Origin of the sequence: Labrys okinawensis, assembly GCF_047345005.1 — a bacterium.
GTDB classification, from domain to species: Bacteria; Pseudomonadota; Alphaproteobacteria; order Rhizobiales; family Labraceae; genus Labrys; species Labrys okinawensis.
Genome location: NZ_CP178864.1, coordinates 947993 through 974448 on the forward strand (window position 1 = coordinate 947993; position 26456 = coordinate 974448).

At 63.4% G+C, this 26456-nt stretch carries 23 protein-coding genes; 13 read left to right on the forward strand and 10 right to left on the reverse strand.

Annotated features, from left to right (window positions below):
• Positions 1–3 precede the first annotated feature (3 nt).
• Together ACMDCR_RS04610 and ACMDCR_RS04615 are read left to right on the forward strand one after the other, a co-directional pair.
• Entirely contained in the window at positions 4–702 is a 699-nt protein-coding gene (locus ACMDCR_RS04610; protein ID WP_413991394.1) for a hypothetical protein, read from the forward strand.
• Entirely contained in the window at positions 699–989 is a 291-nt protein-coding gene (locus ACMDCR_RS04615) for a hypothetical protein (RefSeq protein WP_413991395.1), read from the forward strand. The genes ACMDCR_RS04610 and ACMDCR_RS04615 overlap by 4 nt, the downstream gene beginning before the upstream one ends.
• Positions 990–1051: 62 nt before the next feature.
• Here the strand turns inward: ACMDCR_RS04615 and ACMDCR_RS04620 are convergent, their stop codons facing one another.
• Entirely contained in the window at positions 1052–2068 is a 1017-nt protein-coding gene (locus ACMDCR_RS04620) for a LysR family transcriptional regulator (protein WP_413991396.1), read from the reverse strand.
• Between the two features lie 330 nt (positions 2069–2398).
• Here ACMDCR_RS04620 and ACMDCR_RS04625 point away from each other — a divergent pair, with 330 nt between their 5' ends.
• A complete protein-coding gene (locus ACMDCR_RS04625) occupies positions 2399–3316 on the forward strand; it encodes an FAD binding domain-containing protein (RefSeq protein WP_413991397.1) in 918 nt (305 codons plus the stop codon).
• A 56-nt stretch (positions 3317–3372) separates the two neighbouring features.
• On the opposite strand, the gene ACMDCR_RS04630 is transcribed toward ACMDCR_RS04625, so the two are convergent.
• On the reverse strand, positions 3373–3936 hold the full coding sequence (locus tag ACMDCR_RS04630; protein WP_413991398.1) for a hypothetical protein: 564 nt from the start codon (positions 3934–3936) through the stop codon (positions 3373–3375).
• 558 nt (positions 3937–4494) lie between these two features.
• Between ACMDCR_RS04630 and ACMDCR_RS04635 the strand changes: the two genes are divergently transcribed.
• From ACMDCR_RS04635 to ACMDCR_RS04670, 8 genes are all read left to right on the forward strand, one after another.
• Entirely contained in the window at positions 4495–5391 is an 897-nt protein-coding gene (locus tag ACMDCR_RS04635) for a class II glutamine amidotransferase (RefSeq protein ID WP_413991399.1), read from the forward strand.
• A 3-nt stretch (positions 5392–5394) separates the two neighbouring features.
• Positions 5395–6138 carry a protein GlxC gene (locus tag ACMDCR_RS04640; RefSeq protein WP_413991400.1) on the forward strand — a complete coding sequence of 248 codons (744 nt, stop codon included), beginning with the start codon at positions 5395–5397 and terminating at the stop codon, positions 6136–6138.
• 90 nt (positions 6139–6228) lie between these two features.
• A complete protein-coding gene (locus tag ACMDCR_RS04645) occupies positions 6229–7554 on the forward strand; it encodes an FMN-binding glutamate synthase family protein (RefSeq protein WP_284316143.1) in 1326 nt (441 codons plus the stop codon).
• Between the two features lie 209 nt (positions 7555–7763).
• Positions 7764–9071 (forward strand): type III glutamate--ammonia ligase, encoded by a 1308-nt coding sequence (glnT, locus tag ACMDCR_RS04650; protein ID WP_413991401.1) that lies wholly within the window; start codon positions 7764–7766, stop codon positions 9069–9071.
• A 279-nt stretch (positions 9072–9350) separates the two neighbouring features.
• Positions 9351–10112, forward strand: a complete 762-nt coding sequence (locus ACMDCR_RS04655; protein WP_413991402.1) for a FadR/GntR family transcriptional regulator — start codon at positions 9351–9353, stop codon at positions 10110–10112.
• A gap of 84 nt (positions 10113–10196) precedes the next feature.
• Positions 10197–11180: a substrate-binding domain-containing protein gene (locus ACMDCR_RS04660; RefSeq protein ID WP_413991403.1), complete on the forward strand. Its 984-nt coding sequence runs from the start codon at positions 10197–10199 to the stop codon at positions 11178–11180.
• Between the two features lie 120 nt (positions 11181–11300).
• A complete protein-coding gene (locus ACMDCR_RS04665; protein WP_413991404.1) occupies positions 11301–13157 on the forward strand; it encodes a sugar ABC transporter ATP-binding protein in 1857 nt (618 codons plus the stop codon).
• A gap of 12 nt (positions 13158–13169) precedes the next feature.
• A complete protein-coding gene (locus ACMDCR_RS04670) occupies positions 13170–14147 on the forward strand; it encodes an ABC transporter permease (protein WP_413991405.1) in 978 nt (325 codons plus the stop codon).
• A gap of 94 nt (positions 14148–14241) precedes the next feature.
• On the opposite strand, the gene htpG is transcribed toward ACMDCR_RS04670, so the two are convergent.
• The 7 genes from htpG to ACMDCR_RS04705 all read right to left on the reverse strand — a co-directional run bounded on the left by htpG (position 14242) and on the right by ACMDCR_RS04705 (position 22447).
• Positions 14242–16161, reverse strand: a complete 1920-nt coding sequence (htpG, locus tag ACMDCR_RS04675; RefSeq protein WP_413991406.1) for a molecular chaperone HtpG — start codon at positions 16159–16161, stop codon at positions 14242–14244.
• Between the two features lie 660 nt (positions 16162–16821).
• Positions 16822–17163 (reverse strand): HPr family phosphocarrier protein, encoded by a 342-nt coding sequence (locus tag ACMDCR_RS04680; protein ID WP_413993532.1) that lies wholly within the window; start codon positions 17161–17163, stop codon positions 16822–16824.
• Positions 17164–17330: 167 nt separating this feature from the next.
• A complete protein-coding gene (locus ACMDCR_RS04685) occupies positions 17331–17732 on the reverse strand; it encodes a PTS sugar transporter subunit IIA (RefSeq protein WP_284316126.1) in 402 nt (133 codons plus the stop codon).
• A gap of 289 nt (positions 17733–18021) precedes the next feature.
• Entirely contained in the window at positions 18022–18495 is a 474-nt protein-coding gene (locus tag ACMDCR_RS04690; RefSeq protein ID WP_413991407.1) for an HPr kinase/phosphorylase, read from the reverse strand.
• Positions 18496–18511: 16 nt separating this feature from the next.
• Positions 18512–19567 (reverse strand): ATP-binding protein, encoded by a 1056-nt coding sequence (locus ACMDCR_RS04695; RefSeq protein WP_413991408.1) that lies wholly within the window; start codon positions 19565–19567, stop codon positions 18512–18514.
• A gap of 263 nt (positions 19568–19830) precedes the next feature.
• Positions 19831–21525 (reverse strand): stimulus-sensing domain-containing protein, encoded by a 1695-nt coding sequence (locus ACMDCR_RS04700; RefSeq protein WP_413993533.1) that lies wholly within the window; start codon positions 21523–21525, stop codon positions 19831–19833.
• A 223-nt stretch (positions 21526–21748) separates the two neighbouring features.
• A complete protein-coding gene (locus tag ACMDCR_RS04705) occupies positions 21749–22447 on the reverse strand; it encodes a response regulator transcription factor (RefSeq protein ID WP_068296688.1) in 699 nt (232 codons plus the stop codon).
• 301 nt (positions 22448–22748) lie between these two features.
• Here ACMDCR_RS04705 and ACMDCR_RS04710 point away from each other — a divergent pair, with 301 nt between their 5' ends.
• Both ACMDCR_RS04710 and ACMDCR_RS04715 read left to right on the forward strand, forming a co-directional pair.
• A complete protein-coding gene (locus tag ACMDCR_RS04710) occupies positions 22749–23513 on the forward strand; it encodes a HugZ family protein (RefSeq protein ID WP_413991409.1) in 765 nt (254 codons plus the stop codon).
• Positions 23514–23713: 200 nt separating this feature from the next.
• Positions 23714–24709: a GlxA family transcriptional regulator gene (locus ACMDCR_RS04715; RefSeq protein WP_413991410.1), complete on the forward strand. Its 996-nt coding sequence runs from the start codon at positions 23714–23716 to the stop codon at positions 24707–24709.
• A gap of 42 nt (positions 24710–24751) precedes the next feature.
• Here the strand turns inward: ACMDCR_RS04715 and ACMDCR_RS04720 are convergent, their stop codons facing one another.
• Positions 24752–25981, reverse strand: a complete 1230-nt coding sequence (locus ACMDCR_RS04720; RefSeq protein WP_413993534.1) for an MFS transporter — start codon at positions 25979–25981, stop codon at positions 24752–24754.
• Between the last annotated feature and the right edge of the window lie 475 nt (positions 25982–26456).

Sequence of the window (26456 nt, forward strand, 5' to 3'; positions counted from 1 at the left end):
GCCATGGCCTGGTTCGGCGGCCTCGCTTTCGTCGCCATCGGCCTTGCACCGCTGGTTTGGCTCCAGCGGCGCGAGAGGGCGGCGACCTGGCGCAAGCGGCGCGATATCCTTGCCGCTTGCCTCTCGCTGCTCGACGCCGGCGAGATCACGCTGGGCCGGGATGGCTTTCCGTGTCTGACCGGCCGCATCGCAGGACGGCAGATCCGGGCCGAGCTCCTGCCCGATAGCCTGACGCTTCGGCGCCTGCCGCAATTGTGGCTCTCGCTCACCATCCTCACGCCCTTGCCCGCCGCTTCCAGCCTCGGTGTGCTGGTGCGGCCCTCGGGCGGTGAGTTCTATGCACGCACGCCAGAACTGCCCTTGCGCCTCGACGTACCAGCGGGCTTTCCCTCCGAAGCGATGCTGCGCGGCGGGCCGGGCGCGAGCGCACTGCTGCCGCGCATAAGCAAGGTCTTCGCCGCTCTCCTCGAAGATCCCCGCGTGAAGGAGATCATGCTCACGCCGCGCGGCCTGCGGGTGATCCACCAGGTGGCAGAGGGGCAGCGCGGGGCGCATCTCCTCCTGCGCCAATGCGATTTCGGCGATGCCAGGGTGGAGACCACGACGTTCCTGCGGCTCTATGATGGGCTGGAGGCGATCGCCGCTGCCGTCGAGCCCACCGAGCGGCGGGCGGCGTCGGCGCGTCCCGGCCTGAGAGCATGACCATGCCTGCCGCCATCCTGCCAAAACCGCCCAATCCCTATCTCGTGCTGGCCGTGGCGGCGGTGTTGCCGGGTGTCGGCCATGTGCTACTTGGCCAGCAGGCGCGCGGGCTCGGCTTTGTCTTTTTCACGCTGCTGCTCGGCTTTCTGACCCTGCATCTGTCAACACCCGATACTTCCCTGATCGGACGCTTTGCCGGCGGCCTGTTCGTCTGGTCCCTGTCGATCCCCGATGCCTATCGCATCGCTCGCACCCGCTGGGAGCTGTGGCGGCGGCAGGCCGGGTAGGGTGCGGCCTCGTGCCGATCTCCAGGTCGGCGCGGAACCATGAACTCACACTATCCGCCGCCTCATACCGCCCCGGGCAGCACGATCGCCTCGAAATGCTCCCTGGCGTGATCATAGAACACTGCCGGTGCGAAATGCAGGTTGCCGGCGGCGCGCAGCATCAGGCCGAAGCGGTTGGTCGGCAGGCCGGGCTCGTCGAGCGGACGGAACACCAGTTCGCCGCGCTGGATCTCGTTCTGGGCACCGATCGGCGTCATGATCGAGATGTGGCTGCCGATCTGGGCGAGTTCGACCAGCATGCGGATGGAATCCACTTCCACGAGCGGCAGGCGGGACAGGGCCAGGCGCTGCAGGAAGGGATCGATCACCTCGCGAAAGGAGATCTCGGGCTTGGCCACCGCTACATTGTGATCGAGACAATCGGCCAGCGTCAGCGCCTTCTTGGCGGCCAGCGGATGGCCGGGCAGCATTACGGCGCCAATATGCACCTCGCGCCTGACGGCCACCTCGATGCCCCGCGGCGTGCCGGCGATGAAGCCGAAACCAATGTCGACACGCTCGTCGATGATGCGGGCGATCACCTCTGCCGAAGAGGCGACGGAGACGTCGAGATGCAGGCGCGGATAGCGCTGGCAGAAATCGGCGATCAGCCGCGGCACGAAGGACAGGCCAACGCTCTCCACCGTGGCGACTCGGATCGTTCCCGTCTTCAGCCCGCGCAGCATGTCGAGTTCGGAGACGGCGGCCTCCATCGGCGCCAGCAGGCGGCGGGAGTGGCGGTAGAGGATCTCGCCCGCCGGCGTCAGCTTGAGGCGGCGGTTCTCGCGCTGGAACAGCTCCATGCCGAGCGCGTCCTCAAGGCCGGCGACCTGCCGTGTCACAGCCGATGACGCGACATTCAGCCGGCGCGCGGCCTCGCGGATAGATAAATATTCAGCAACTGCATTGAAATAAACCAGGGAGGGCTGGTGAAATACACGTGCTAGCAGGGCTGGCGAAAGAGCATGCTCACGCGGGCGGGCCAAAGTAGCTGCCCTCACGTCATCTCTTCTTTGTTTCTGGTCAGAAATTACGATCATGGTGAAGATCTAAACACAAATTTACATTGCCGCACAGACTTTTCCCGACGCTTTCCCCGCTCGGACGTCCTGCTGCCGATTTGGCAGCGTCACGCTCTGCAATCGGAAATATCCCGCGATTCGAAATCTGGTATGATGATGACGTCAGAGAAGCGCTCCGTCTTCCCCAGCGTTCCTATGACAATCATAGAAATTACTTCCCATCCGTAAAAGCTCGTGCGCAGCGGCGGCGAAGCCTTGCCTTGCGCCGTGGAGGAACTGATGCCGTTCGTCGTTGTCGTGATTGCCCGGCCGATTGTCCTTGTCGCCAAGCGAACCTGAGGCGCGGCCATGGACCTCAATGCCATCATGAAGGCCGTCCGCCCCGCCGATCGGACCGCCCTCACCGCCGTTGCGAGACGCTTCCAAAAATCCGACGCCTGGCTTGCTGGCGGCACAGGGCTCTTCGCCGCGCCTCAGCCCGATGTTCGCCGCGTGGTTGACCTCCTCGGCATGAACTGGGAACCCCTGGTGGCGACGGAGCAGGGCCTCACAATATCGGCAACCTGCAGCCTCGGCACGCTCGCCGCCTTCAAGGCACCGATCGACTGGCCGGGCGCGACGCTGATCGCGCGCTGCTGCAGGGCCTTCCCGTCCACCTTCCGGAACTGGAGCATGGCGACAGTGGGCGGCAATCTGTGCATGGCGCTGCCCTTCGGGCCGTTGATCGCGCTCGGCGCAGCGCTGGAGGGGGTGTGTACGATCTGGACCGCCGCGGACGGCGAACGCCGACTTGCCGTGGCGGATTTCGTGCGTGGGCCGCGTCTGCCGGCCCTACGGACGGGCGAAGTTCTGCGCTCGCTAAGGCTCCCTGCCGAAGCCCTCAAACGGACTGTGGCCATGAGGGGCGTCTGCCTCACCAAAAATGGCGGTTCGGATGCGCTCCTGATCGGCGCCCTGTCGGCGGAGGGCGATCTCACTCTCACAGTAACGGCATCGACCCGCCGCCCCCTGCAGTTCGATTTCGACGGCATGCCGACCGAGACCGTGCTCCGCCAGCGCCTGGGAGATGATATCCCGGTGGAGTTCTATTATCCCGATCGGCATGGCCGCCTCGACTGGTGCCAGCAGATGACGCAGGATCTGGCCGCCGAGATCTGCTGGGAGCTTCGCGCGGCCGCCGCGAGCCGCCCCTACCCGTCCTACGACAACTGGAGATACAGGCAATACGGCTTGAGCGGCGCGTCCGAAGCGCTGTCGATGTGGTGACCGGATGTGTATTGCCGCGGCTTCCGACCCGGGATCAGCTTCAAGCGTATTGACGCCTATTGTCGAAAATCTCGGAGAGCGCTTTTGAGGGCGGCCGGGGCATCCGATTTTTCGAGATCCGTCCGCCATACCGGCAACGCGACATTGAGCCGAAGCATCGTGCTCTTCTGCATGGGGCCATGAATCGGATTGATGGGATCAACGCGGCCGTCGACGGCGGAAACGAACTTGCGAAGGTGCCTCATCTGGAACATTCGTATCCAGGTCACGGTGATGCTGTCGCATTTTCCAGTTGGGAACGGGGCCTGATTGTCGAAGAACGTCTTGGCGAGCTGGCGGTATTCCCGAGCGATCTGGTCGGTCATCGCGGCATCGGCGGCAAAGGCCGCACCGACGAAGTCGAAGAAATCATGTACCTCGGTCGGTCCGTCAATTTTAAGAGGTTGGTCCTTGGGGGCGGCGAGGGTCGTCATGAGGATGTATTGTACGAGCATGACATCGTCGGCTCTGTTGGCGCAATTCTCGCCGACGGCGCTGTCCAGATTGAGAAGATAGCCGATATTCTTTGTCTTTGCGTTCTGCTTTATCCAGGAATCCGGGATATTCATCTTGTAAGCCATCTGCAGACCCTCCCTGCCCGGGCTATGGCGCCAAAGTCCATTGCTCCAGGCGTTTCTTTGCGAACGTCCAGTCGTTCGGAGGTACATGCCCCGGAGGCTGCAGCCCCTCGAGCGAAGCGCGTTCATGCGTAAGCGCTGCTTTGTCCCAACTCCTTGTTTCGGCACGTCTGTTCTTCGTCCGATCCGCCGCCGTCATTTTCGGCACCGCCGGGCTTGTCTCGCCGAGGGTTGCGTTCGCGGGAGACCGGAATCGAAGGTATATCGCGAATTACGGCCTGCCTGAAAACCAGGGACCGCTTGGGCGTTCCACTATCTATTCTCTCAGCGTGCAGAATGGCAAAATTGACGCTGTTTTTGGTTCCCCCATTGTGAGGAAGCGAGCATGGGTCACCATCTCATGTCGATAGTTTCGATCAGCCGCTACCTGCATACTTTCCTGTCAGGAAAGTCAATTTGCCTCAGGATTATTCCTCACAGGAAAAATTTGTTCAGAACGGTTGATGGTGCCGGGCGAACTTGCTAGCCTCAGTGAAATTATTTGCACTGAGGGCGCCCATCATGTGTGGCATTGTCGGCCTGTTTCTCAAGGACAAGAGTCTGGAGCCTGAATTGGGCGCGCTTTTGTCCGGTATGCTCAATACCATGTGCGACCGCGGGCCGGATTCGGCCGGCTTCGCCATCTACGGCGCGCCCGAGGTCGGCAAGGCCAAGATCACCGTGCAGTCGGCCAATCCCGCCGTCGACTTCGAGGGCCTTGCCGAGGCCGTGGGCAAGGCTGTGGGCGGCGTGGTCACGCTCAAGCCGAAGGATACGCATGCGGTGCTCAGCGTGCCTGCCGACAAGGCGGAAGCCGCGCGCGAGGCCATTCGGGCGGCACGACCCTCGGTGCGCATCATGGGCTCGGGCGAAGCGATCGAGATCTACAAGGAAGTGGGCTATCCCACCGAGGTCGCCAAGCGCTTCGCCCTCGCCCAGATGACGGGCAGTCATGGCATCGGTCATACCCGCATGGCGACGGAATCGGCGGTGACCACGCTCGGCGCACACCCGTTCTCGACCGGGGCGGACGAATGCCTGGTCCATAATGGGTCGCTCTCCAACCACAACAATCTGCGCCGCGAGCTTCGGCATGACGGCATGAGCTTCGAGACGGAGAACGATTCCGAAGTCGCCGCCGCCTATCTGACATGGCGCATGAATCAGGGCCTCAATCTCGGTGAGGCGATGGAGAAGGGCCTCGACGATCTCGACGGCTTCTACACCTTCGTCGTCGGCACCAAGGACGGCTTTGGGGTCGTGCGCGATCCGGTCGCGTGCAAACCCGCCGTGTTGGCCGAGACGGACCAATACGTCGCCTTCGGTTCCGAATACCGCGCGCTGGTCAACCTGCCGGGCATCGAGGATGCCAAGGTGTGGGAGCCCGAGCCCGCCACCGTCTATTTCTGGGAGCGCTGAGGCATGGATCAGCTCGCAACGAAGGCCGAACGCGTGAAGACGGACATTGAGAAGATCGACCTAACCAAGATTGACTTGGCCAAGACGCCTTTGCGCGAGCTGAACCAGGCCCTGCATGCGCTGAAGGCAGGCACCAACGCCACGGCCTGGGAGGTCACCAACCCCAAGGGCTCGCATGCCGTTGCAGTGGGTGTCGACGCACCCGTCCGCATCGATGTGAAGGGGAGCGTCGGCTATTACTGTGCCGGCATGAACAAGGAAGCGACCATCGTCGTACATGGCTCGGCCGGCCCCGGCTGCGCCGAGAACATGATGTCCGGCGAGGTGCGCATCAAGGGCGACGCCAGCCAATATGCCGGCGCCACCGGCAAGGGCGGCCTTCTGGTGATCGAAGGCAATGCCTCCTCGCGCTGCGGCATTTCGATGAAGGGCATCGACATTGTCGTGCGCGGCAATATCGGACACATGTCCGCCTTCATGGCGCAGTCGGGCAATCTCGTCGTATGCGGCGATGCCGGCGATGCGCTCGGCGATTCCATCTATGAAGCCCGGCTTTTCGTGCGCGGCAAGGTAAAGAGCCTCGGCGCCGACTGCATCGAGAAGGAGATGCGGCCCGAGCATCTGGAGATTCTCGCGAGCCTGCTGGGAAGGGCGGGTTTTGATGATGTCAAGCCGGACGAATTCAAGCGCTATGGCTCGGCCCGCAAGCTCTACAATTTCAATATCGACAATGCTGATGCGTACTGACCTGGGATCGCAGGCTTCCGGCCTGCTTCTTCCTGAAGCGTCACCTCTTTCAAGAGCAGGCAGGATGCCTGCGATCCCAGGGATCTCCTCATGAGCTATCACAATCCGCCGACCGTCCCGCGCAAATCCGCGACCTTCGATGACTACACCCTGTCGGAAATCCGCCGTGCCGCGACCACGGGCATCTATGACATTCGCGGTGGCGGGGCCAAGCGCAAGGTGCCCCATTTCGACGACCTGCTCTTTCTCGGCGCCTCGATCTCCCGCTATCCACTGGAAGGCTATCGCGAGAAATGCGCGACCAACGTCGTGCTCGGCTCACGCTTCGCCAAGAAGCCGATCGAACTGAAGATCCCGATCACCATTGCCGGCATGAGCTTCGGCTCGCTGTCGGGCCGGGCCAAGGAGGCGCTCGGGCGCGGCGCCACCATCGCCGGTACCTCGACCACCACGGGCGACGGCGGCATGACGCCGGAGGAGCGTGGCCAGTCGCAGACCCTTGTCTACCAGTATCTACCCTCGCGCTATGGCATGAACCCGGACGACCTGCGCAAGGCCGACGCCATCGAAGTGGTGGTCGGCCAGGGCGCCAAGCCCGGCGGTGGCGGCATGCTGCTCGGCCAGAAGATCTCCGACCGCGTCGCTCAGATGCGCACCCTGCCCAAGGGCATCGATCAGCGTTCGGCTTGCCGCCACCCCGACTGGACGGGGCCTGACGATCTCGAGATCAAGATCCTGGAACTGCGCGAGATCACCGATTGGGAAAAGCCGATCTATGTGAAGGTCGGCGGCGCCAGGCCCTATTACGACGTGGCGCTCGCCGTGAAGTCGGGCGCAGATGTCGTGGTGCTCGACGGCATGCAGGGCGGCACGGCGGCGACGCAGGAAGTCTTTATCGAACATGTCGGCCAGCCCACGCTCGCCTGCATCCGTCCGGCCGTCCAGGCGTTGCAGGATCTCGGCATGCATCGCAAGGTGCAACTCATCGTCTCCGGTGGCATCCGCAACGGCGCCGATGTGGCCAAGGCCCTGGCGCTCGGCGCCGATGCCGTCTCGATCGGTACGGCCGCCTTGGTGGCGCTGGGCGACAACGACCCCATCCACGAGGAAGAATACCGAGCCCTCGGCACCACCGCCGGCGCCTATGACGACTGGCATGAGGGCAAGGACCCGGCGGGCATCACCACTCAGGATCCCGAACTGATGGAACGGCTCGATCCGGTCAAGGCCGGAAGGCGGCTTGCCAACTACCTCAAGGTGATGACGCTGGAGGCGCAGACCATCGCGCGTGCCTGCGGCAAGAACCACGTCCACAATCTTGAGCCCGAGGACCTCTGCGCCCTCACGATCGAGGCCGCCGCCATGGCACGCGTGCCTCTGGCTGGCACGAGCTGGATCCCGGGGCAGGGGTTCTGAGAGTGTCCCGTCATTGCGAGCGAAGCGAAGCAATCCAGGGCAGCAGGCACCGCCCTTTGGCCCCTTGATTGCTCCGCTTTGCTCGCAATGACGAACGCTGGCAGCGCCTCCAGGCTCTCCAGGCCGGCACTACTCTTGCATACCAAACCAAAACGATGCCAGCCCGAAGGCTGGCACACCAAATCATCCAGACATCGGGGACCGACAGTATGACGCAGGATCTGGCCGAAATCGCCAAGGAAAAGGGCATCCGTTACTTCATGATTTCCTATACGGACCTGTTTGGCGCCCAGCGCGCCAAGCTGGTGCCGGCGGCGGCGATCGCGGATATGCAGAGGGATGGCGCGGGTTTTGCCGGCTTCGCTACCTGGCTCGACATGACTCCCGCCCATCCCGATCTTTTTGCCGTGCCCGACGCTTCCGCGGTCGTGCAACTGCCGTGGAAGAAGGACGTCGCCTGGGTAGCAGCCGATTGCGTGATGGAGGAGCAGCATGTCGAGCAGGCTCCGCGCGTCGTCCTCAAGAACGTCATGGCCAATGCGGCCAAGGAAGGCCTCTATGTCAAGACCGGCGTCGAGGCCGAGTTCTTCCTGATCGATGCCGACGGCAACGCCATTTCCGATGCCAAGGACAACGCTGCCAAGCCCTGCTATGACCAGCAGGCCCTGATGCGCCGCTATGACGTCATCGCCGAGATCTGCGACTACATGCTGGAACTCGGCTGGGGCCCCTATCAGAACGACCATGAGGATGCCAACGGCCAGTTCGAGATGAACTGGAACTTCGACGACTGCCTCGTCACGGCCGATCGCCATTCCTTCTTCAAGTTCATGGTCAAGTCGGTGGCCGAGAAGCACGGGTTGCGCGCCACCTTCATGCCCAAGCCCTTCCCGGGCCTGACAGGCTCGGGCTGCCACGCCCATATCTCGGTATGGGACGAGGCCGGCAAGACCAACATGTTCTACGACGCCAAAGACGAGATGGGCCTGTCGGCGCAGGGCTACCACTTCCTCGGCGGCATCATGAAACATGCCGAGGCGCTGGCCGCCATCACCAATCCCACCGTCAATTCCTATAAGAGAATCAATGCCCCGCGCACTGTATCGGGCGCGACATGGTCGCCCAACACGGTAACCTGGACCGGTAACAACCGCACCCATATGGTGCGCGTGCCCGGCAAGGGTCGCTTCGAGCTGCGACTGCCCGACGGCGCCGCCAATCCCTATCTCCTGCAGGCCGTGATCATCGCGGCCGGCCTCGGCGGCATCCATACCAAGGCCCATCCCGGCAAGCGCTACGACATCGACATGTACCAGATGGGCCACACGGTGAAGGGCGCCCCCAAGCTGCCGTTGAACCTCCTCGACGCCCTCAGAAGCTTCGACAAGGACAAGGGTCTAAAGGCAGCGCTCGGCAATGCCTTCTCCTCTTCCTACCTCAAGCTGAAGCATCAGGAGTGGAACAGCTACGCCCAGCACTTCACGCAATGGGAGCGCGAGCATACGCTGGATGTCTAGTGCAAAGAGCGTTTAGGCGTAAACGCTACCTTTCTCTAACTCTTTGGTTCGACGCGTCTTTGCGATTCTTGCCGATGCCGGCAAATCGCAAAACGCTTTAGGTCTCGGGCATGCCGGTCCGAAGACCCACACCAATTGCGGCCTGTTCCGCGGAACACTTCACCCGCTCTGCATGTCATACCTGTAAGAGGCAATCCGCGGTGGCTTGACAGCCCTGGTAATTCCGGTCCTAACTGGTCTGGTCGCCGGTCCAGTTGAACCAGGTGCAAGCGTCCTTTCATGTCCGTGCAGACTGCTCTTTCGGTCCTCGAACACGTGCCCGAACTGCGTCATGGCGTGGTGCGGCGGCAGGTGCGCGAACTCGTCGCCGACAAGATCGCTTCGCTGATCGCCGCCGGCATCCTGCAGGTCGCCGACACCTTGCCAAGCGAGCGGCACCTCGCCGTCGCTCTGCAGGTGAGCCGCGAAACGGTGCGCGGCGCCATGCAGATCCTGGCCGGGCGCGGCATCATAGGCATTTCGCATGGCGCACGCACGCGGGTGCTCAGCGCCGACGTCGGCCCTGTAACCTCAGGCCTGCATGAGCCACGCATCATCAATCGCTACGACATCGAGGCGATCCATGCGGCGCGGCTGCTGGTGGAGCGGCCGGTGGTTGCGGATGCCGCCAGGCGCGTCGATGCCGCTACGCTGGCCATGCTGGAGAGCTCGCTGGAAGCCCAGCGCGAGGCGATCGGCGATCCCGTGCGTTTCCTGATCTGCGACCGGGAGTTCCATGTCGCGATCTACCGCGCCTGCGGCAACGACCTGCTCGCCGATTTCGTCATCGATCTCTACCTCTATGCCATGCCCCATCGCCGGAAGGCCGTGTCGCAACCGGGCGCCATTGCGCTCAGCTGCCAGGATCACGCCGCCATCCTGGCCGGTCTCAGGGCGCGTGATCCCAAGGCCGTGGTGGCGGCCTTCGGCATCCATCTCGATCGCATCTACACCACGACCCGCTCGATCCTCGAAGAGGAGAAGGCTGGCGCGGACACATAGAGGAAGGCTCACTTCCCGTCGCAAATCCCCGCAGAGGGATGAGGTTGAACCAGGAACCGCCAAGGAGCGGATTGGGAGGATCATATGAAGAGAAGAACATTCCTGCAGCTCACCGCCGGCGCCGCGCTCGCCGGCACCGGTGCCTTCGGCATGCCGGCCGCACGGGCTGCAGGCAAGGATATCGTCTATTTGACGCCGGGCCTTGACCTGCCGTTCTGGCGCTATCTGTCCAAGGGCATCGAATCCGTGGCCAAGGCCAAGGGCTATGGCTACCAGGCGCTCGATTCCCACAACAGCCCGCAGACCCAGCTCCAGAATGCCCAGGATGCTATCGCCAAGGGCGTCGCCGGCATCGTGATCTCGCCGACGGATTCATCCACCGCGCCGAGCGTACTCACCCTCGCCGCCCGCGCCGGCATTCCCGTCGTGATCGGCGATATCGGCACCAACAGCGGCGACTATGCCGCCTTTATCATCTCGAACAACTACGAGGGTGCCAAGGGCGTCGGCGAGGCGCTGGCGGGCGCACTCAAGGCGAAGGGCTGGGAAGGCGGCTCGGTCGGCCTGATCACCATCTCGCAGGCCCGCAAGAACGGCCAGGCTCGCACCAAGGGCTTCCGGGACGGTCTGGCCGCCGGCGGCTGGAAGGGAAAGGAAGCGGGACTCCAGCAGATGCAGTCCTATACCGCCGACGAGACCTTCAAGTTCACGCAGGACATGCTCACCGCCAATCCCGACATGCGCGGCCTGTTCGTGCAGACGGACCAGCCGGCCATCGGGGCGTTGCGCGCCATCAAGGCTGCCCGCCGCAGTGACGACATCCTGGTCGCCGCCTTCGATGGCATCCCGGAATTCGTCGACCTGCTCAAATCGAAGCAGATCGTCGCCTCGGGCATGCAGCAGCCTTATCTCATGGGCCAGAAGTCCGGCGAGGCACTGGTGACGGCGCTCGGCGGCGGCAAGGTTGAGAAGGAAGTTTCCGTGCCGATCCTGGTGGTGACCAGCGACAATATCGACAAGGAGCTGCCCACGGTGAAAGAGACGGTGTTCGCCAACGAGATGGGATGAGAAGGGAGTGGCGGCCTCCGACCGCCATTCTTGAACCGCCTCGTTTGAAGAAGGGATGGCGGTCGGAGACCGCCACTCCGGTATAAGGAGCCTTCCTTGCCTTTAGCCGCGGAGCCTCTGTTGACCGCGACCGGTGTCGCCAAGACCTTCGACCGCACCCGTGCACTCGCGGGCGCGCGCTTCGAGCTGCTTGCCGGCGAGGTGCACGGCCTGCTTGGAGCCAACGGCGCCGGCAAGTCCACTTTGTCGAAGGTGATCTCCGGCCATGTCAGGCCGGATGCGGGCGAGATCGTCTATCGCGGCCAGCCGATCCACCTGCGCTCCACCCGCGACGCCCTCGATGTCGGCATCGCCATCGTGATGCAGGAGACCAGCCTCGTACCCGACCTCTCGGTGGCCGAGAATATCTTCCTGCCCGAACTGGGGCGCCCCGGCCGCCTCTCTTATGCCGATCTGCACAAGCGGGGAGCCGAACTGCTCTCAGTGCTCGGACAGGGCGATGCACTCCGCCTCGACATTGAGGTCCGCCGCCTTTCGGCCGCCCAGCGCCAGCTCGTGGAGATCGCCAAGGCGCTCGGCGTCAATGCCAAGCTGATCATCTTCGACGAGCCCACCTCCTCCCTCAGCCCGAGTGAAGTCGAGCGGCTGTTCGACATCATGACGCGCCTGCGCGACGATGGCCGCGGCCTCGTCTTCGTCTCGCATCGGCTGGAAGAGGTTTTCGGCATAACCGACCGGGTAACCGTCATGCGTGAGGGGCGCACGGTGGCGGCGTCCCTTCCTACTGCCTCGCTGAGCCAGTCCGATCTCATACGCCACATGGTCGGGCAGGATGTCGGCGCCATCTATTCGCGCGAGGAAACGGGCGCCCGAAGCGATGCGCCGGTGGCCTTCGAAGTGCGCAACATCGCAACGCCGCCGCTGGTCAAGGATGTCTCCTTTGCCGTGCGCCGCGGCGAGATCCTCGGCCTTGGCGGCCTTGTCGGGGCTGGGCGCTCGGAAACGGTGGAGGCGATCTTCGGCCTCAGGCCCCGCAGTGCCGGCACCATCCTCATCGACGGCAAGCCGATCGATCCACGCAAGCCGGCGCAGGCGGTGAGGGCCGGCATCGGCTTTGTTGCCGAGGACCGGCGCTCGCAGAACATCGTGCCCGACCTTTCGGTGAAGGAAAATCTGCTGCTCGCCCATCTCGGCGCACATCGCGGCTTCGGCCTCGGCTATCGCAGCCGCGAGAAGGCGGTAGACGCCCTGCTGCGCAGCCTCGGCCTGCCGCCCGACCGTCTGCTCGACGCCAATATGCTCAACTTCTCGGGTGGCATGCAGCAAAAGATCATCATTGCGCGCTGGCTGCTGCTGGAGCCGCGCGTGCTCATTCTCGACGAGCCGACCAAGGGCGTCGATATCGGCACCCGCGCCTCCATTTATGCCATCCTGCGCGACATTGCCGCCAAGGGCGTCGCCGTGGTGGTGGTGTCGTCCGATTTCGAGGAACTGCTGGGCCTGTCCAACCGCATTGTGGTGATCAGCGACGGTCTCAGCGTCGCCGACCTGCCGGCCGAATTGCTGGACGAGGAAAAGCTCACCCTGCTCGCCGCGCCACGCACCTCGATGGCGCGCAACACCGAGATCCTGCGTGGCCTCACCCAGCAATGCGGCGGTGCCGGCTTCTGGGCCCTGATCGACGATGACAGGCTGATCTGCCTCAACCTGGTGACGAAAGACGCGGCGGCAGACCCCGGCTTCGCGGTGGGCGAAGTGAAGCCCTTCGCCGCCACCCGTATTGCCGGTGCCCTAAATCGGCGCGATTCGAGCTTCGTGCCCGAGGGCGACGGCTCGCGTGCCACCATGCTGCTGCCGTTGGTCAGCCCACGCGGGCATGATCTGGGTTGGGTCGGCCTCACCTTGCCCGGCGATGTCGCGCCGCCCGAACCGGGGCTGGTGCGCGCCCAGGTCGATGAACTCGCAGCCACGCTGTAGAAAGATAGCCCGATGACCGACAGCACCACTTCAGATCCTGCGCGCCATCGCTTAGCCTGGCTGACCCAGCGGCTCGAGTTCCGCATGATCGGCCTTGCCATCCTGCTCGCCGTCTGCCTGTCGCTGCTCTCGCCTTATTTCCTTACTCGTTCGAACATCTTCAACATCCTCGACCAGTCCGTGGTGATCGGCATCGTCGCCGTGGGCATGACCTTCGTCATCCTGACGGGCGGCATCGACCTTTCGGTTGGCTCGGTCGCGGGTGTCACCGGCATCATCCTGGGCCTTGCCGTGCAGAACAACTATCCCGTACCTGTGGCGATCGTGCTGGCGGTGATGTGCGGTGGCGGCATCGGGCTCCTCTCCGGCATCCTCGTCGCCTATTTCGGCCTAGCCGCCTTCGTCGTCACTTTGGGCGTGATGGCGATCGGGCGCAGCCTCGCCTATATCCTCTCCGGCCAGACGGCGATCGCCAGTATCCCCGACAGCATGCAGTCGATCGTCTATACGGACGTGTTCGGCATTCCCACCAATGTGCTGTTCCTGGCGGTGCTCTATATCCTGGCCTGGGCCTATCTGACCTACACCAAGGGCGGGCGCACCATTTACGCCATCGGCTCCAACAAAGAGGCGGCGCGGGCGGCCGGCCTCAGCGTTCTCTTCTATTCCGTGCTGCCCTACGTGATCTCCGGCGCGCTCTCAGCCGTGGCGATCACCTTCTCGATCGCGCAGATCCTCTCGGCCGACCCGCTCATGGGCAACGCCATGGAACTGGACGCCATCGCCGCGGTGGTGATCGGCGGCGCCAGCCTGTTCGGCGGGCGCGGCTCGATCATCGGCACGCTCATCGGCGTACTCATCATGGTGATGATCCGCAACGGCCTCAATCTGATGGGCGTCTCGCCCTTCTGGCAGGGCTCGGCCATCGGCACGATCATCATCGTGGCGCTGCTGTTCGAGCGCCTGATCGGGCAGAGGGTGGGAAGGTAGAATCTCCTGGGATCGCAGGCATCCTTGCCTGCTCTTCCCCACCGCAGGCGCGGCGGTTCCAAGAGCAGGCTGGAAGCCTGCGATCCCAGGAATATTACCCCAGGCTCTTCGCCAGCACCTGAGACAGGCGCTCGGCGAAGCCGGCCGGGTCGCTCGGCACGGTGCCGTCAAGAATGCGGGCTTCATCGAGCAGCAGTTTCGTGGCGCTCTCGACAAAGGCGAGGTCGCTTCCGGTCTCACGTGCGGCGGCGAGCTTGCCGACCAGGGCATGGCGCGGGTTGATTTCAAGCACCGGCTTCTGCATCGCACCATCGAGGCGGCCGGCGCTGGCAAGTATCTGCTCCATGCGCCGGTCCATGCCCTGATCGGGCGCCACCAGGCACACCGCGCTGGAGGTAAGACGCTCGGAAGCCCTCACGTCGGAGACGTCGTCGCCCAATGTGGTCTTGGCGAAGGCAAGGAAGGCGGCGATGGCGGAGGAGACCTCCGGCGCCTGCTCCTCGGCCTTGTCGGCGAGTGGAGTCGCGGCCAGGTCCGCGCTGCCCTGCGTCACCGACTTGAAGGGCTTGCCGTCGAAGCCGAGCGCCGAGGTGACCCAGAAGCTGTCGACGGGATCGGCCAGCAGCAGCACCTCGATGCCGCGGGCGCGGAAGCCTTCCAGGTGCGGCGAGGTTTCCAGCCGCTTCGCATCGTCGCCGGCGAGGTAATAGATCGCCGTCTGGTTCTCCTTGAGGCTGGCGACATACTCCTTCAGGGAGCGCCACTCGCCGGCCGAGGTCGTGGTCTTGAAGCGGGCGAGGCCGAGCAGGGCGTCGCGGCGCTCGAAGTCCTCGTAGAGGCCTTCCTTCAGCACGGCGCCGAAATTCTCCCAGACCTTGGCATAGGCGACGGCGTCGTTGGCCGCGAGCTTGTCGAGCTCCGAGAGCACGCGTCCCGTCACCGCCTTGCGGATGGCTGACAGGAGCGGGCTCTCCTGGATCATCTCGCGCGAGACGTTGAGCGGCAGGTCGGCCGAATCGATCAGGCCGCGCACGAACCGGAGATAGCCGGGCAGGAGATCCGCCTCGTCGGTGATCAACACGCGGCGAACATAGAGCTTCATGCGGCCCTTGCGCTGCGGATCGAACAGGTCGAAGGGGCGCGATCCCGGCACGAAGGCCAGCATCGTATATTCCTGGCGGCCCTCGGCGCGGAAATGGACGGTGAGCGCGGGATCGTCGAACTGGCCGGCAAGGCTGCGGTAGAAATCGGTGTAGTCAGAAGCCGGGATGTCGGCCTTGGGGCGCGTCCATAGCGCCGCGCCGTCGGCGACCTGGCGAGGCTCGGCATCTGGCTTGTCTGCCAGCAGGATCGGCACCGGCACATGCCCGGAATGAGCCTTGATCAGCTGCTCGATCGTGAAGGTCTCGGCGTAGGACTTGGCATCCTCCGTCAGGTGCAGCACCACGCGTGTACCGCGGGCGGGCGCCTCCTCCAGAGCGGCGGGAGCCACCGAATAGGAGCCTTTGCCGTCGGAAGACCAGAGGCTGGCGACATCCGAGCCGGCGCGGCGAGAGAACACCTCGACCTTGTCGGCCACCATGAAGGTCGAGTAGAAGCCGACGCCGAACTGGCCAATGAGCTGGCTGCCTTCCGCCTGCTGGGCCGCACTCTCCAGCCGCTCGACGAAGGCTCTGGTACCAGAACGGGCGATTGTGCCGAGCGCCTCGATCATTTCGTCGCTGCTCATGCCGATGCCATTGTCCTCGACGCTGATGCGTCGATCGTCGGGATCGAGGGTGATCCTGATGCTGGCCTTCTGCTCGTCGCCGAGAAGAGCGGGATTGGAAAGGGATTCGTAGCGGAGCTTCTCGCAGGCATCGGCCGCGTTGGAGATCAGCTCGCGCAGGAAGACATCCTTGTCCGAATAGACCGAATGCACCATCAGCTGCAGCAGCTTGGCGACGTCGGCCTCGAACGTACGGCTCTGTGGCCCGGCGACATCCGGGCCAGCGCCATGAACTTCAGCGCTCATATTTCTTCACTCTTGATTATTGTTCAAAGGGGCGGAAACGCCGCTGCACAGATGGACAATTTGCGCGGGGGTTTCAAGGGTGCTGCGAGCGCCGAGATTCTGCCTGCTTTCGGAAAGCGAGCCGCTCCCAGCAACAAAAAAGCCGATCCCTTGCGAGATCGGCTTGAAACTTTGGTCATCTGACGCCACCTCGGCGGACCCGATCCAACAAAAGTCGGGGGGCTGGGGGGCTGAGGTTTCCGGCTTGCGCCGAACCGGGTGCCGAGGTAACGCGAAGAAAATTCACTCCGGGCTGGGGCGGCTCCTAGGCTGGATTGCGGCGAAAGCATGACTTTTGGTGAAGATATATTGCTGCCTATACGTGCAGAATGATCTTCCCCTCGCGCAGGTTTTGCAGCGCAGGAATTCACTCCGTCCTTCGAATGCAAAAGGCGGATTTTCGATTGTTTTCAGCGATTTTGAGGAGGAGGGGCGCTGGACGGCGTCATGTAGGCCGACTTCGCGGACAGGGACCGCTTCGTCTCCGGAGACGAACCGCTTGGATCACGACTTTGTAATCAGAGCGCCATGCTTCTGACGAAAGCAGCCAACATTGCAACATGCTTCTGCTCTCGGCAAGGCTAGCCGGAAGGACGTTTCGACCGAACGCGATCTTTTCCTTTAGGCTTCTTCGCCGAACTTGTCCGCGAGCAGGGCTTCCAGGGCGTCCATGCAGGCGCGGGCATCCTTGCCCGAGGTCTCGACCACGATGGTGGTGCCGCGCGCCGCAGCCAGCATCATCAGGCCCATGATAGACTGGCCGCCGACGGTCTCGCCGCAGCGGGTGACCTTCACATCGGCATCGAAACCTTCGGCCGTCTGCACGAATTTCGCCGAAGCGCGGGCATGCAGGCCCTTGTTGTTGATGATGGGGAGGATTCGGACGATTCCGCCTTCTGTGGTCGGCGCCGGCGCCGTATCCGGCTCGAGACAGGGTTCTTCGTCAGTGCTGCCTGCTTGCATCTGCTGCCCATGCAACGAGGAGATTTCCGCCTGCATCTGGATCGGCGCACAACCGGCAGGTGCGCTCGAACCCCAGCATTTGGCCCAGGGGTTGGTATAGGCCACCGGGGCTACCATAACCCCGTCGGCGAACTGGTCATGTACAGCGAGATTGAGAGAACGTCGAATCATTGGCCTGACAACACACGACTGGCGATATTGATATATTTCCGGCCAGCCTCTTGGGCGCGGGTGACTGCTTCGGCGAGGGGAACCTCGCTGCGCAGTCGCGCCAGTTTGACAAGCATAGGAAGGTTGATTCCGGCTACGACCTCGATCGATGGGCCGCTCATCACGGATATCGCCAGATTAGAAGGTGTTCCTCCGAACATATCCGTGAGCACCGCGACGCCAGAGCCGGTTTCGACCCTGCCGATCGCATCGATGATGTCGCGCCGCCTTTGCTCGACATCGTCTTCGGGGCCGATATCGATGGCCTCGACATTACGCTGCGGCCCCACGACGTGTTCGAGAGCCGACAGAAACTCGGTCGCAAGATGCCCGTGCGTAACGAGAACCATGCCGATCATCGGGTGATCCGCATCGAATCTTTGGGGTCGCCGTCGCTATCGCGACAACAATCCAGGCCACTTTCGCTTTCGCGCCACCCGGTGTTGAGCAAAATGAGACGACGCCTCCGCAACGCACGGCCAAGGCGCTTTGGCGGCGCCCCGCAACCCGTAGCTTTCGGGCGTGATATTATTCTCGCGTTGCACAAAAACAAGTCTCCCCGCGGCTCACATTGTCGCAGTCTCGTCACATCGCAGCCATAGGAGTCAACGCTTTGTTAAGGGCGATGCCTGCCCGCAAGGGTGGAATTCACCCTTGAAACTGTTCCAGTTGGGGCAGAATCTGCTCGATTAATACAACGGCGTTCGCAAAATCGCGCGGAACGGCCAGATAGGGCAATTCGATGCCTTCGAGACGGATGCGGTTAATTTTTTTGCCGGCCTCGGCGAAAACTTCGGCATCGGGCAGGATATCCACAACCAGCGATACCTGCGCCGAGGGCTGAAAGTCGATGCTTTCGATGCCGGCGTCCCGCAATCCCAGGCTGCGCCGCTCGATCAGACCGGCGATCGCCGCGGGAACGGAGGCGACGAGCCGCCCCTCGATCGCCTCGATATAGACACGGTCGTCACCCACCAGCCTGGCCGCGCGCCCCTGCTCCGCCGCCGTCTCGATGAAGTGCAGTGCAAGACGGCTCTTGCCCGCACCCGACTCGCCGCGCAGCAGGATGCCGCGCCCGTCGAGCACGAAGCAGGTGGCATGAATGGTGGGGGTCGAAGGCATAGGCCGGCAGTCTGGCTCAGTCCGCCAGGCCCGGCAAGCGGATGACGAAGCGGGCGCCGAGTATATTCGTGTCGCTCTTGCGATTCTCGGCCCAGAGCAGGCCGCCATGTGCCTCGACGATCTGCCGGGAGATGGCCAGCCCGAGCCCTGAATGTCCGTTGGCCTGCGTTTCGCCGGGGCGGTCGGAATAGAAGCGCTCGAAGATTCGCTCGAGTGCCTGCTCCGGGATGCCTGGCCCGTCATCGTCGATGGTGACCTCGACGTCATCTCCCCTGTGGTGGAGATTGACGCGCACTTCCGCGGTCGGCGCCGAGAAGGAGCGGGCATTGTCGACGATGTTGTTGATCACCTGCTCGAGCCGCAAGGCGTCGGCCCTGATGAGAAGCGGCGCATGGGCGCGCTCCTCGGCCACGCTCAGGCGCACCTGCGCGCCCTCCGCACGCCTGACCGTATTATAGGCATCGGTGAGGGCGATGAGGAATTGCGCTACATCCAGGGGCTCGGCCCCGGCACGCAGGGATTGCGCATCGAGGCGTGAGACGTCCGAGATATCCGCGACCAGACGGTCCAGCCGGCGCACATCGTGCTGGATGACTTCGAGCAGCCTGTCGCGCGAGGCTTCGCTCCTGGCGCGCGGTAACGTCTCGACAGCCGAGCGGAGCGAGGTCAGCGGATTCTTGAGTTCGTGCGCCACATCGGCCGGCAAGCCCTCGGCCTCCTCCATCGCGAAGGGTTCGAGAGCCTGAGCAAGAGAAAGCGTGGCGCGCGTCCTCGTCAGCTTCATCAGCATGGGCAGGCTGAGCCCTCCCATGACCCTGACATTCTCATTGTCGGCCACGGACATGGCAAGGTTGCCAGGAATCTCGCCAAGCATGTCGGCAAGGACGATCACCCCTTCCCCGGAATCGACCTGCCGGATCGCCGCGCGGAGCTCCTCTCTCCTCGCCTCGATGTCGTCGCCGGGACAAATATCGACCGCCTCGATGCCGCTCTGCCGAGCGGCAAGATGCTCATGGGTTGCCAGGAATTCGCTGGCCAGATGATTGTGAGCGACGAGAACAATACCGATCATCACTGCAAGCCAAATGTTTCAGCTCACCCGGTGTTCCCGTCATAACGCAGAAGACGAGCCTCGTGTTTCATGGCAGGAAGCCGGCAACTCTTATTATATTCTTCCGCAGCGCTCGCATAAAGTGGGCCAAAACGTCCCCGTTGACGAGCGGACGCCATGCTTCAGGCGGATTTCGGAGAGGTGTCATGCGGTTCTCCGAAAAGAACCCACGACAAAACAAGGAACTATGTGGACGAAGCGTCGGCTTGCCAACGGAGGTCTGCTTAGGGCGCTGCCGCCGGCAGCCGCACGACGAAGCGGGCGCCGAGCATCTCCTCGCCATTCTTGCGATTCTCGACCCAGAGCTTGCCGCCATGAGCCTCGATGATCTGCTTGGAGATGGATAGGCCCAGGCCGGAGTTCTGGCCAAAGCCCTGCTCCTCGGGCCGATCGGTGTAGAAGCGCTCGAAGATCCGCTCCAGGGCATGTTCGGGCACGCCGGGCCCGTCATCCTCGACGGCGATTTCAATGTCGTTCTTGTTGCGGCGCAAATTGATGCGCACCTCGCCGTTCCTAGGCGAGAAGGAACGCGCATTGTCGACGAGGTTGTTGATGACCTGGCCGAGCCGTGAATCATGCCCAGTGGCGAAGAGGGCAGTCGCGGGCAGTCCCATGGGGATGGCCAGCCGCACCTTTACGCCGTCGTCGCGCTCCACGCTGTTGAACACATCGGTGAGAGCGGTCAGCACCTTGACGACATCGACCGGCTCGGCGCTGTTTCGCAGCAATTCGGCATCAAGGCGGGAGGCGTCCGAGATGTCGGAAATCAGGCGGTCGAGCCGGCGCACATCATGCTGGATCACCTCCAGCAGCCGGTCGCGCGAGGTCTCGCTACGCGCGAGCGGCAGGGTTTCCACCGCAGACCGCAGGGAGGTCAGCGGGTTCTTCAATTCATGCGCAACGTCGGCCGCAAAGCTCTCGATCGCCTCGATGCGCTTGAACAGGGCGGTGGTCATGTCGCGCAACGCCCCGGACAGATGGCCGATCTCGTCGGAGCGTTCGGTGAAATCCGGAATCTCCTGCCGCGATTTCACGCCATAGCGCACGCGCTCGGCGGCTCGCGCCAATTGGCGGATCGGCCCGGCGATGGTGCTGGCCAGAAGGATGGAAAGGATCACCATCACCACGGCGGCCACCGCGAACACCCGCAGGATGGCGACGCGCTCGGCCGTGACGATCGCGTCGATGTCGCCTGGACGGGTGGAGAGCTGCAAGACACCGAGCACCGTCTTGAAGCGGATGATCGGCACGGCGACCGCGACGATGGACTCGTTTCGCTCGTCGACGCTCACGAGGTAGGAGGGCGTGCCGTCCAGTGCTGCCCGCACCTCGCTGTAGCCCTTGCCGTTCTGGCTCCCCAACTCCTTGTAAAGCGGGGCGTCGGAGCGAAAGACCAGGCGCTTGACCACGTTCCAGATCTTCTCGCCCAGGCCCGGCTCTTCCTTGGGCTTGGGCAGGTCCGAGCGAATGATATCGGAATACAGAAACAGATTATCCGAATCGATGACCGGATTGAGGTCCTTGTCATAGACGCGGGCGCGCAGCGTGGTCGGCGAGACCAGCCTTTTCATCAAGGGCGCGACCTTTTCCGGGTTGAGCGGAAAGTCCAGCAACGTCGAGTCGTCGCTGTCGTCGTCAGTCGCGGCCCGCTGCTCCAGGAGCTTTTCCGGATCGATGTTGATCGAGCCTTGTTCGACAGTGGCCGATCCGGCCACCGCGCTCGCCATGATCTCGCCTTGCGTCAAAAGCGACTTCACGCTCGCGTCGATAAGCCCTTCGCGGAGCTGGTTGAGATAGATGATGCCGACCACCAAGGCGACCAGGCCGGCGAGATTGAGCACCACGATGCGGCGCGTCAGGCTCGAAAAGGTCTGTACCGCCACAATGCGCAGCAGTCGGCGCAAACGCCGGCGGAGCATCGATCGGGGCCGCGGAGCCTCGGCAGTTCCGGTGTCGCGCTCGGGGGTGGTGTTTCTATCGAGCAAGGCAGCCTCAGGATCGATGGAGCATGACTATAGCATCGGAGGCGATTCTGGGTTCGCGATAGATGTCATAGGTCGTGGGCACATCGCGTCCGCAAGGAAGAGGGCATGACAAAGTCTGTGCCTTCTTCGGCTGTTCCACGATCTCTGGGTCTTGTTCTCATGCTTCCTTGAAGCGGTAGCCAACACCGTACAGCGTCTCGATCATCTCGAAATCATCATCGGCCTGCTTGAACTTCTTGCGTAGCCGCTTGATGTGACTGTCGATGGTGCGGTCGTCCACATAGACCTGATCGTCATAGGCAGCATCCATCAGGGCGTTGCGGCTCTTCACCACGCCGGGGCGCTGGGCGAGAGCATGCAGGATCAGGAATTCGGTGACGGTGAGCACCACCGCCTCGCCCTTCCAGGTGCAAGTGTGGCGTTCCGGATCCATGCGCAGCAGGCCGCGCTCGAGGATCTTGGCATCCGAAGCCTTGGTAGCGGCGGCGTCCTTGGGCTGGAAGCGGCGCAGAACCGCCTTCACGCGCTCCACCAGCAGGCGCTGCGAGAAGGGTTTGCGAATGAAATCGTCGGCACCCATCTTGAGGCCGAAGAGTTCGTCGATTTCCTCGTCCTTGGAGGTCAGGAAAATCACCGGAAGCTCGGATTTCTGGCGCAAGCGGCGCAGCAGCTCCATGCCGTCCATGCGCGGCATCTTGATGTCGAAGATGGCGAGGTCCGGCGGATTGGCCTTCAGCCCGTCGAGCGCCGACATGCCGTCATTATAGGTCTGGATGCGATAGCCTTCTGCTTCCAGGGCGATGGAAACCGACGTCAGGATATTACGGTCGTCATCGACCAGTGCGATCGTTGGCATTGCATTCCTCATAGTGAGCGGGGCAAACCGCTAAGCTTATTATGGTGCTGCCGAACGCAAATCACCACAGATTCTCTCGCATTCTACGCTCAAACGGGCGGAAGTGTGAAATTATCGCGGCAATTCTGTTCTTCTGATTGCTTATCGGTAATAAAGCGGCAATTTCGAAAGCGCTTTGTGATTTGACGCGATCGCCGCGAATCGCAGAAACGCGTCAAAGCAAGGAACTTGAGCAACGCGCCGTTTCCACCCAAACGTGGTTTTGTTCCGGCAATTGCAGGTGAGACGAGTCTTCAACCCGATGTCCAGCACCGATAACACACGTCAGCCCGGCCAGCCGAATCCGGCCGGTCAGCCCGCCGATTTCGAGCCGGTGGCGGAGGCGAAGGCGCTGCTGCGGCGGATCCGGGCCGGTGCCCTGGCCACCATCGACGCTGAGGATGGCTCGCCCTTCGCCAGCCTCGTCAATGTGGCGACGGATGTCGACGGTTCGCCGTTGCTGCTCCTCTCCAGGCTCGCGGTTCATCGCGCCAATATCGAGAAGGACGCGCGCATCTCGCTGCTCCTCACCGAGGGCGGCAAGGGCGATCCGTTGGCCCATGCCCGGCTGACGGTGATGGGCCGAGCAGAGATCGCCGCGGGCGAGGCCGTGAAGGCGCGCTTTCTGGCGCGCCATCCCAAATCCGCCCTCTATGCCGGCTTTCCGGATTTCGGCTTCTTCAAGATCGTGGTGACCGGCGGCCATCTCAATGGCGGCTTTGCCCGGGCGGCACGCCTGTCGCCGGAAGATCTGCTGACCGACTGCAGCGGCGCGGAGGCCCTGCGCGAGGCCGAAGCCGGCGCAATCGAACATATGAATGCCGACCACGCCGACGCTGTAAGGCTCTACGCCACGAAGCTCGCGGGTGCCCGGGACGGCCCCTGGCGCCTCACCGGCATCGATCCAGAGGGCATCGACATGGCCTTCGCCGACGAGACCGCACGCGTGCTGTTTGCGGAACCGGTGACCGATGGGGGCGCGTTGCGCAAGACGCTGGTGGCGATGGCCGCCGGGGCGCGAGCATAGGGGCGCCCGGGATCGCAGGAATCCTTACCTGCCTCTTCCTCAATATCAATCGACCCGGTTCCAGGAGCAGGCGGGGATGCCGCGATCCCAGAACTCGGCCGCGTTTATCTTGCCCCGCCGTCGGGTCTGTAAATCATTGAATCGTCTCACGACCACATGCTAGGGATCGCTCTGCCGCTCATCCAAGGCAAAACTGACACATGTCCAAAGGTAATAAATTACCCGAAGTCGGCCTGCTCCTCTACCCTGGCGTGCGCACTGCCGCGGTCTACGGCATGGTCGACCTGTTCGAAGCGGCCAATGAGATCGCCAGCCGCAGTGGCGATTCGGCGGGGGGCATCCGGGTCAGCCAGTGGAAGATCGCGGAGGATGGCGAGATCGCCTGCGCCGTCGACACGCAGGGCTCGGCCGAGCACAGGCCGGTCGCGATCGTCGCCCTGCCGGGCCTCGGCGCCCTGCCGTCGCGAGAGATTTCGTCCCGATTCGCGCCTTGGCTGCGCCGCCAGCACGAAGAAGGTGCGATGCTTTGCTCGGTCTGCGCCGGCGCCTTCGTCCTCGCCGAGACGGGCCTGCTCTCGGGTCGGCCGGTGACGACGCATTGGAGCTTCGCGCAGGCGCTCGCCCAGCGCTTTCCCGACATCGAGATCGATACCGGCCAGATGATCATCGACGACGGCGATGTCATTACCGCCGGAGGCATCATGGCCTGGACCGATCTCGGCCTGACGCTGGTCGAGCGGCTGCTCGGCCCGGCGGTGATGCTGGAGACGGCGCGCTTCCTGCTGGTCGATCCGCCCGGACGCGAGCAACGCTATTACAGCAATTTTGCCCCGAACCTGCGCCATGGCGACGAGGCCGTGCTCAGGGTGCAGCACTGGCTGCAGGCCCAGGAAACGGGGGAGGGCGACCTGCGGCCGGTCTCGCTCGCGGAGATGGCGGGGCAGGCTGGCCTCGAGGAGCGCACCTTTCTGCGCCGCTTCCAAAAGGCGACGGGTCTTAAGCCGACGGAATATTTCCAGCAGGTCCGCGTCAGCAAGGCGCGCGGCCTTCTGGAGATGACCAATCGCAATGTCGACCAGGTGGCCTGGTCAGTCGGCTATGAGGACCCGGCGGCTTTTCGGAAGGTGTTTTTCAAGCTGACCGGGCTTTCGCCGCGCGACTATCGGCGGCGGTTTGCAGCACGCCAAGCGGCATGAGGGGCGCGGGTCTGAAGACCTGCCCAAGTGTGCCTGAGTCCGTCAGGCCGCCGCTACCGGCTCCGGGTCCGTGCCGCTCCTGTCGGCCCGCTCTTGCGCCCACGAAACCAAGAATACCGCGAGGCCGCCGAGAGCCAGCACCGCGCCGACCCAGCCCGTCGAGGCCCAGCCGAAGCCGGCCGCAATGGCGACGCCGCCGAGCCATGCACCCAGCGCGTTGGCGATGTTGAAGGCGGAATGGTTGAGTGCGGCGGCGAGCGTCTGCGCATCGCCGGCGACGTCCATCAGGCGGGTTTGCACGGCCGGGCAGATGGCGAAGTTGCAGCCGATCAGGAAGATGCAGAGAGAGACCATCCAGGGATTTGAGGCAGTGAGCCAATAGAGCGCCATCACCGCGCTCACCCAGACCAGCATGCCGCCGATGGTGGGCATCAGCGCCTTGTCGGCAAGGCGCGAGCCGACGACATTGCCGACATTCATGCCGATGCCGAACAACACCAGCGCGACCGGCACGAAGGCGGGCGAAAAGCCCGAAAGCTGCGTCAAAGTGGAGGCGATATAGGAATAGACGGCGAACATGCCGCCAAGCCCTATGGCGGGGATTGCCAAGGTGAGCCAGACCTGCTTGCGCTTGAGCGCGCCGAGTTCGCGCAGGGGACTCGCGCCGGGCTGCATCTTGTCGAGCGGCAGAAAGATCCAGATCAGCAGGGCCGTCAGTGCGCCGATGGCTCCCACCGCGGTGAAGGCGAGCCGCCAGCCGAGCGCCTGTCCGAGCCAGGTCGCGACCGGTGAGCCGACCAGCGTCGCAAGGGTGATGCCCAGCATCACGCGCCCCACGGCCTGCGCCCGGCGGTTGGGTTCGGCCATCCCGGCCGCCACCAGGAAGGCGACGCCGAAATAGGTGCCATGCGGCAGGCCGGCGAGGAAGCGGAAACCGACCAGTGAGGGGTAATTGCCGGCGAGCGCGCTGGCGGCATTGCCGAGAGCGAAGACCACCATCAGCCAGAGCAGCAGCGTACGGCGCGCCATCTTCGCGGAGATCACGGCAATGACCGGCGCCCCGACCACCACGCCGAGAGCATAGGCACTGATCATGTGGCCGGCCTGCGGCTCGGTGATACCAAGGCCCTGTGCGACATTGGGCAGGACACCCATGCTGGCGAATTCGCCCGCGCCTACGCCAAAGGCGCCCACGGCGAGGGCGAATTCGATCCAGGCGGAGTTGAAGCGGCGGGTCTGGGTCTCGACGGAAAGGTCGGAAAAAGAGGCGATGGCCGGCTGGGTCACGATCGGACTTTCAAATACGAACGAAACTGCAAACGAACTAAGCAAAAGGCCGCGCGACGAGTTATCGCTGGTCGGAAAAGGCTTAAATTCAGCGGGGTGGGAGATTTTTATTGCGTCGCAATATCGCTTTTGTCGGGCATTTTGTAAATCGATTCAACCTTGCATTTCAGCATGGCTGAGGGCCGAGCTATGCCCCGGGATCGCGGGGCTTTAGCCTGCTCATGGAACCGCGGCGCTTTCTGGAAAGGAAGATAAGGCAAGGATACCTGCGATCCCAGGATCACGCCGTCCGGTGCAAATGGGCACGGTGCTTGCGACCGTGGCCGAGCGGAAGAGGCTGCGCCATCGGATTAGCACGAGATACACCAAGCGACTTGCAATTCCCCATGTCGCAAACGGCAGTGACGACGGCGGAGTATGCCATCCAGCCGGCCGCGCACGCGGGCAGAATGCCATGGGG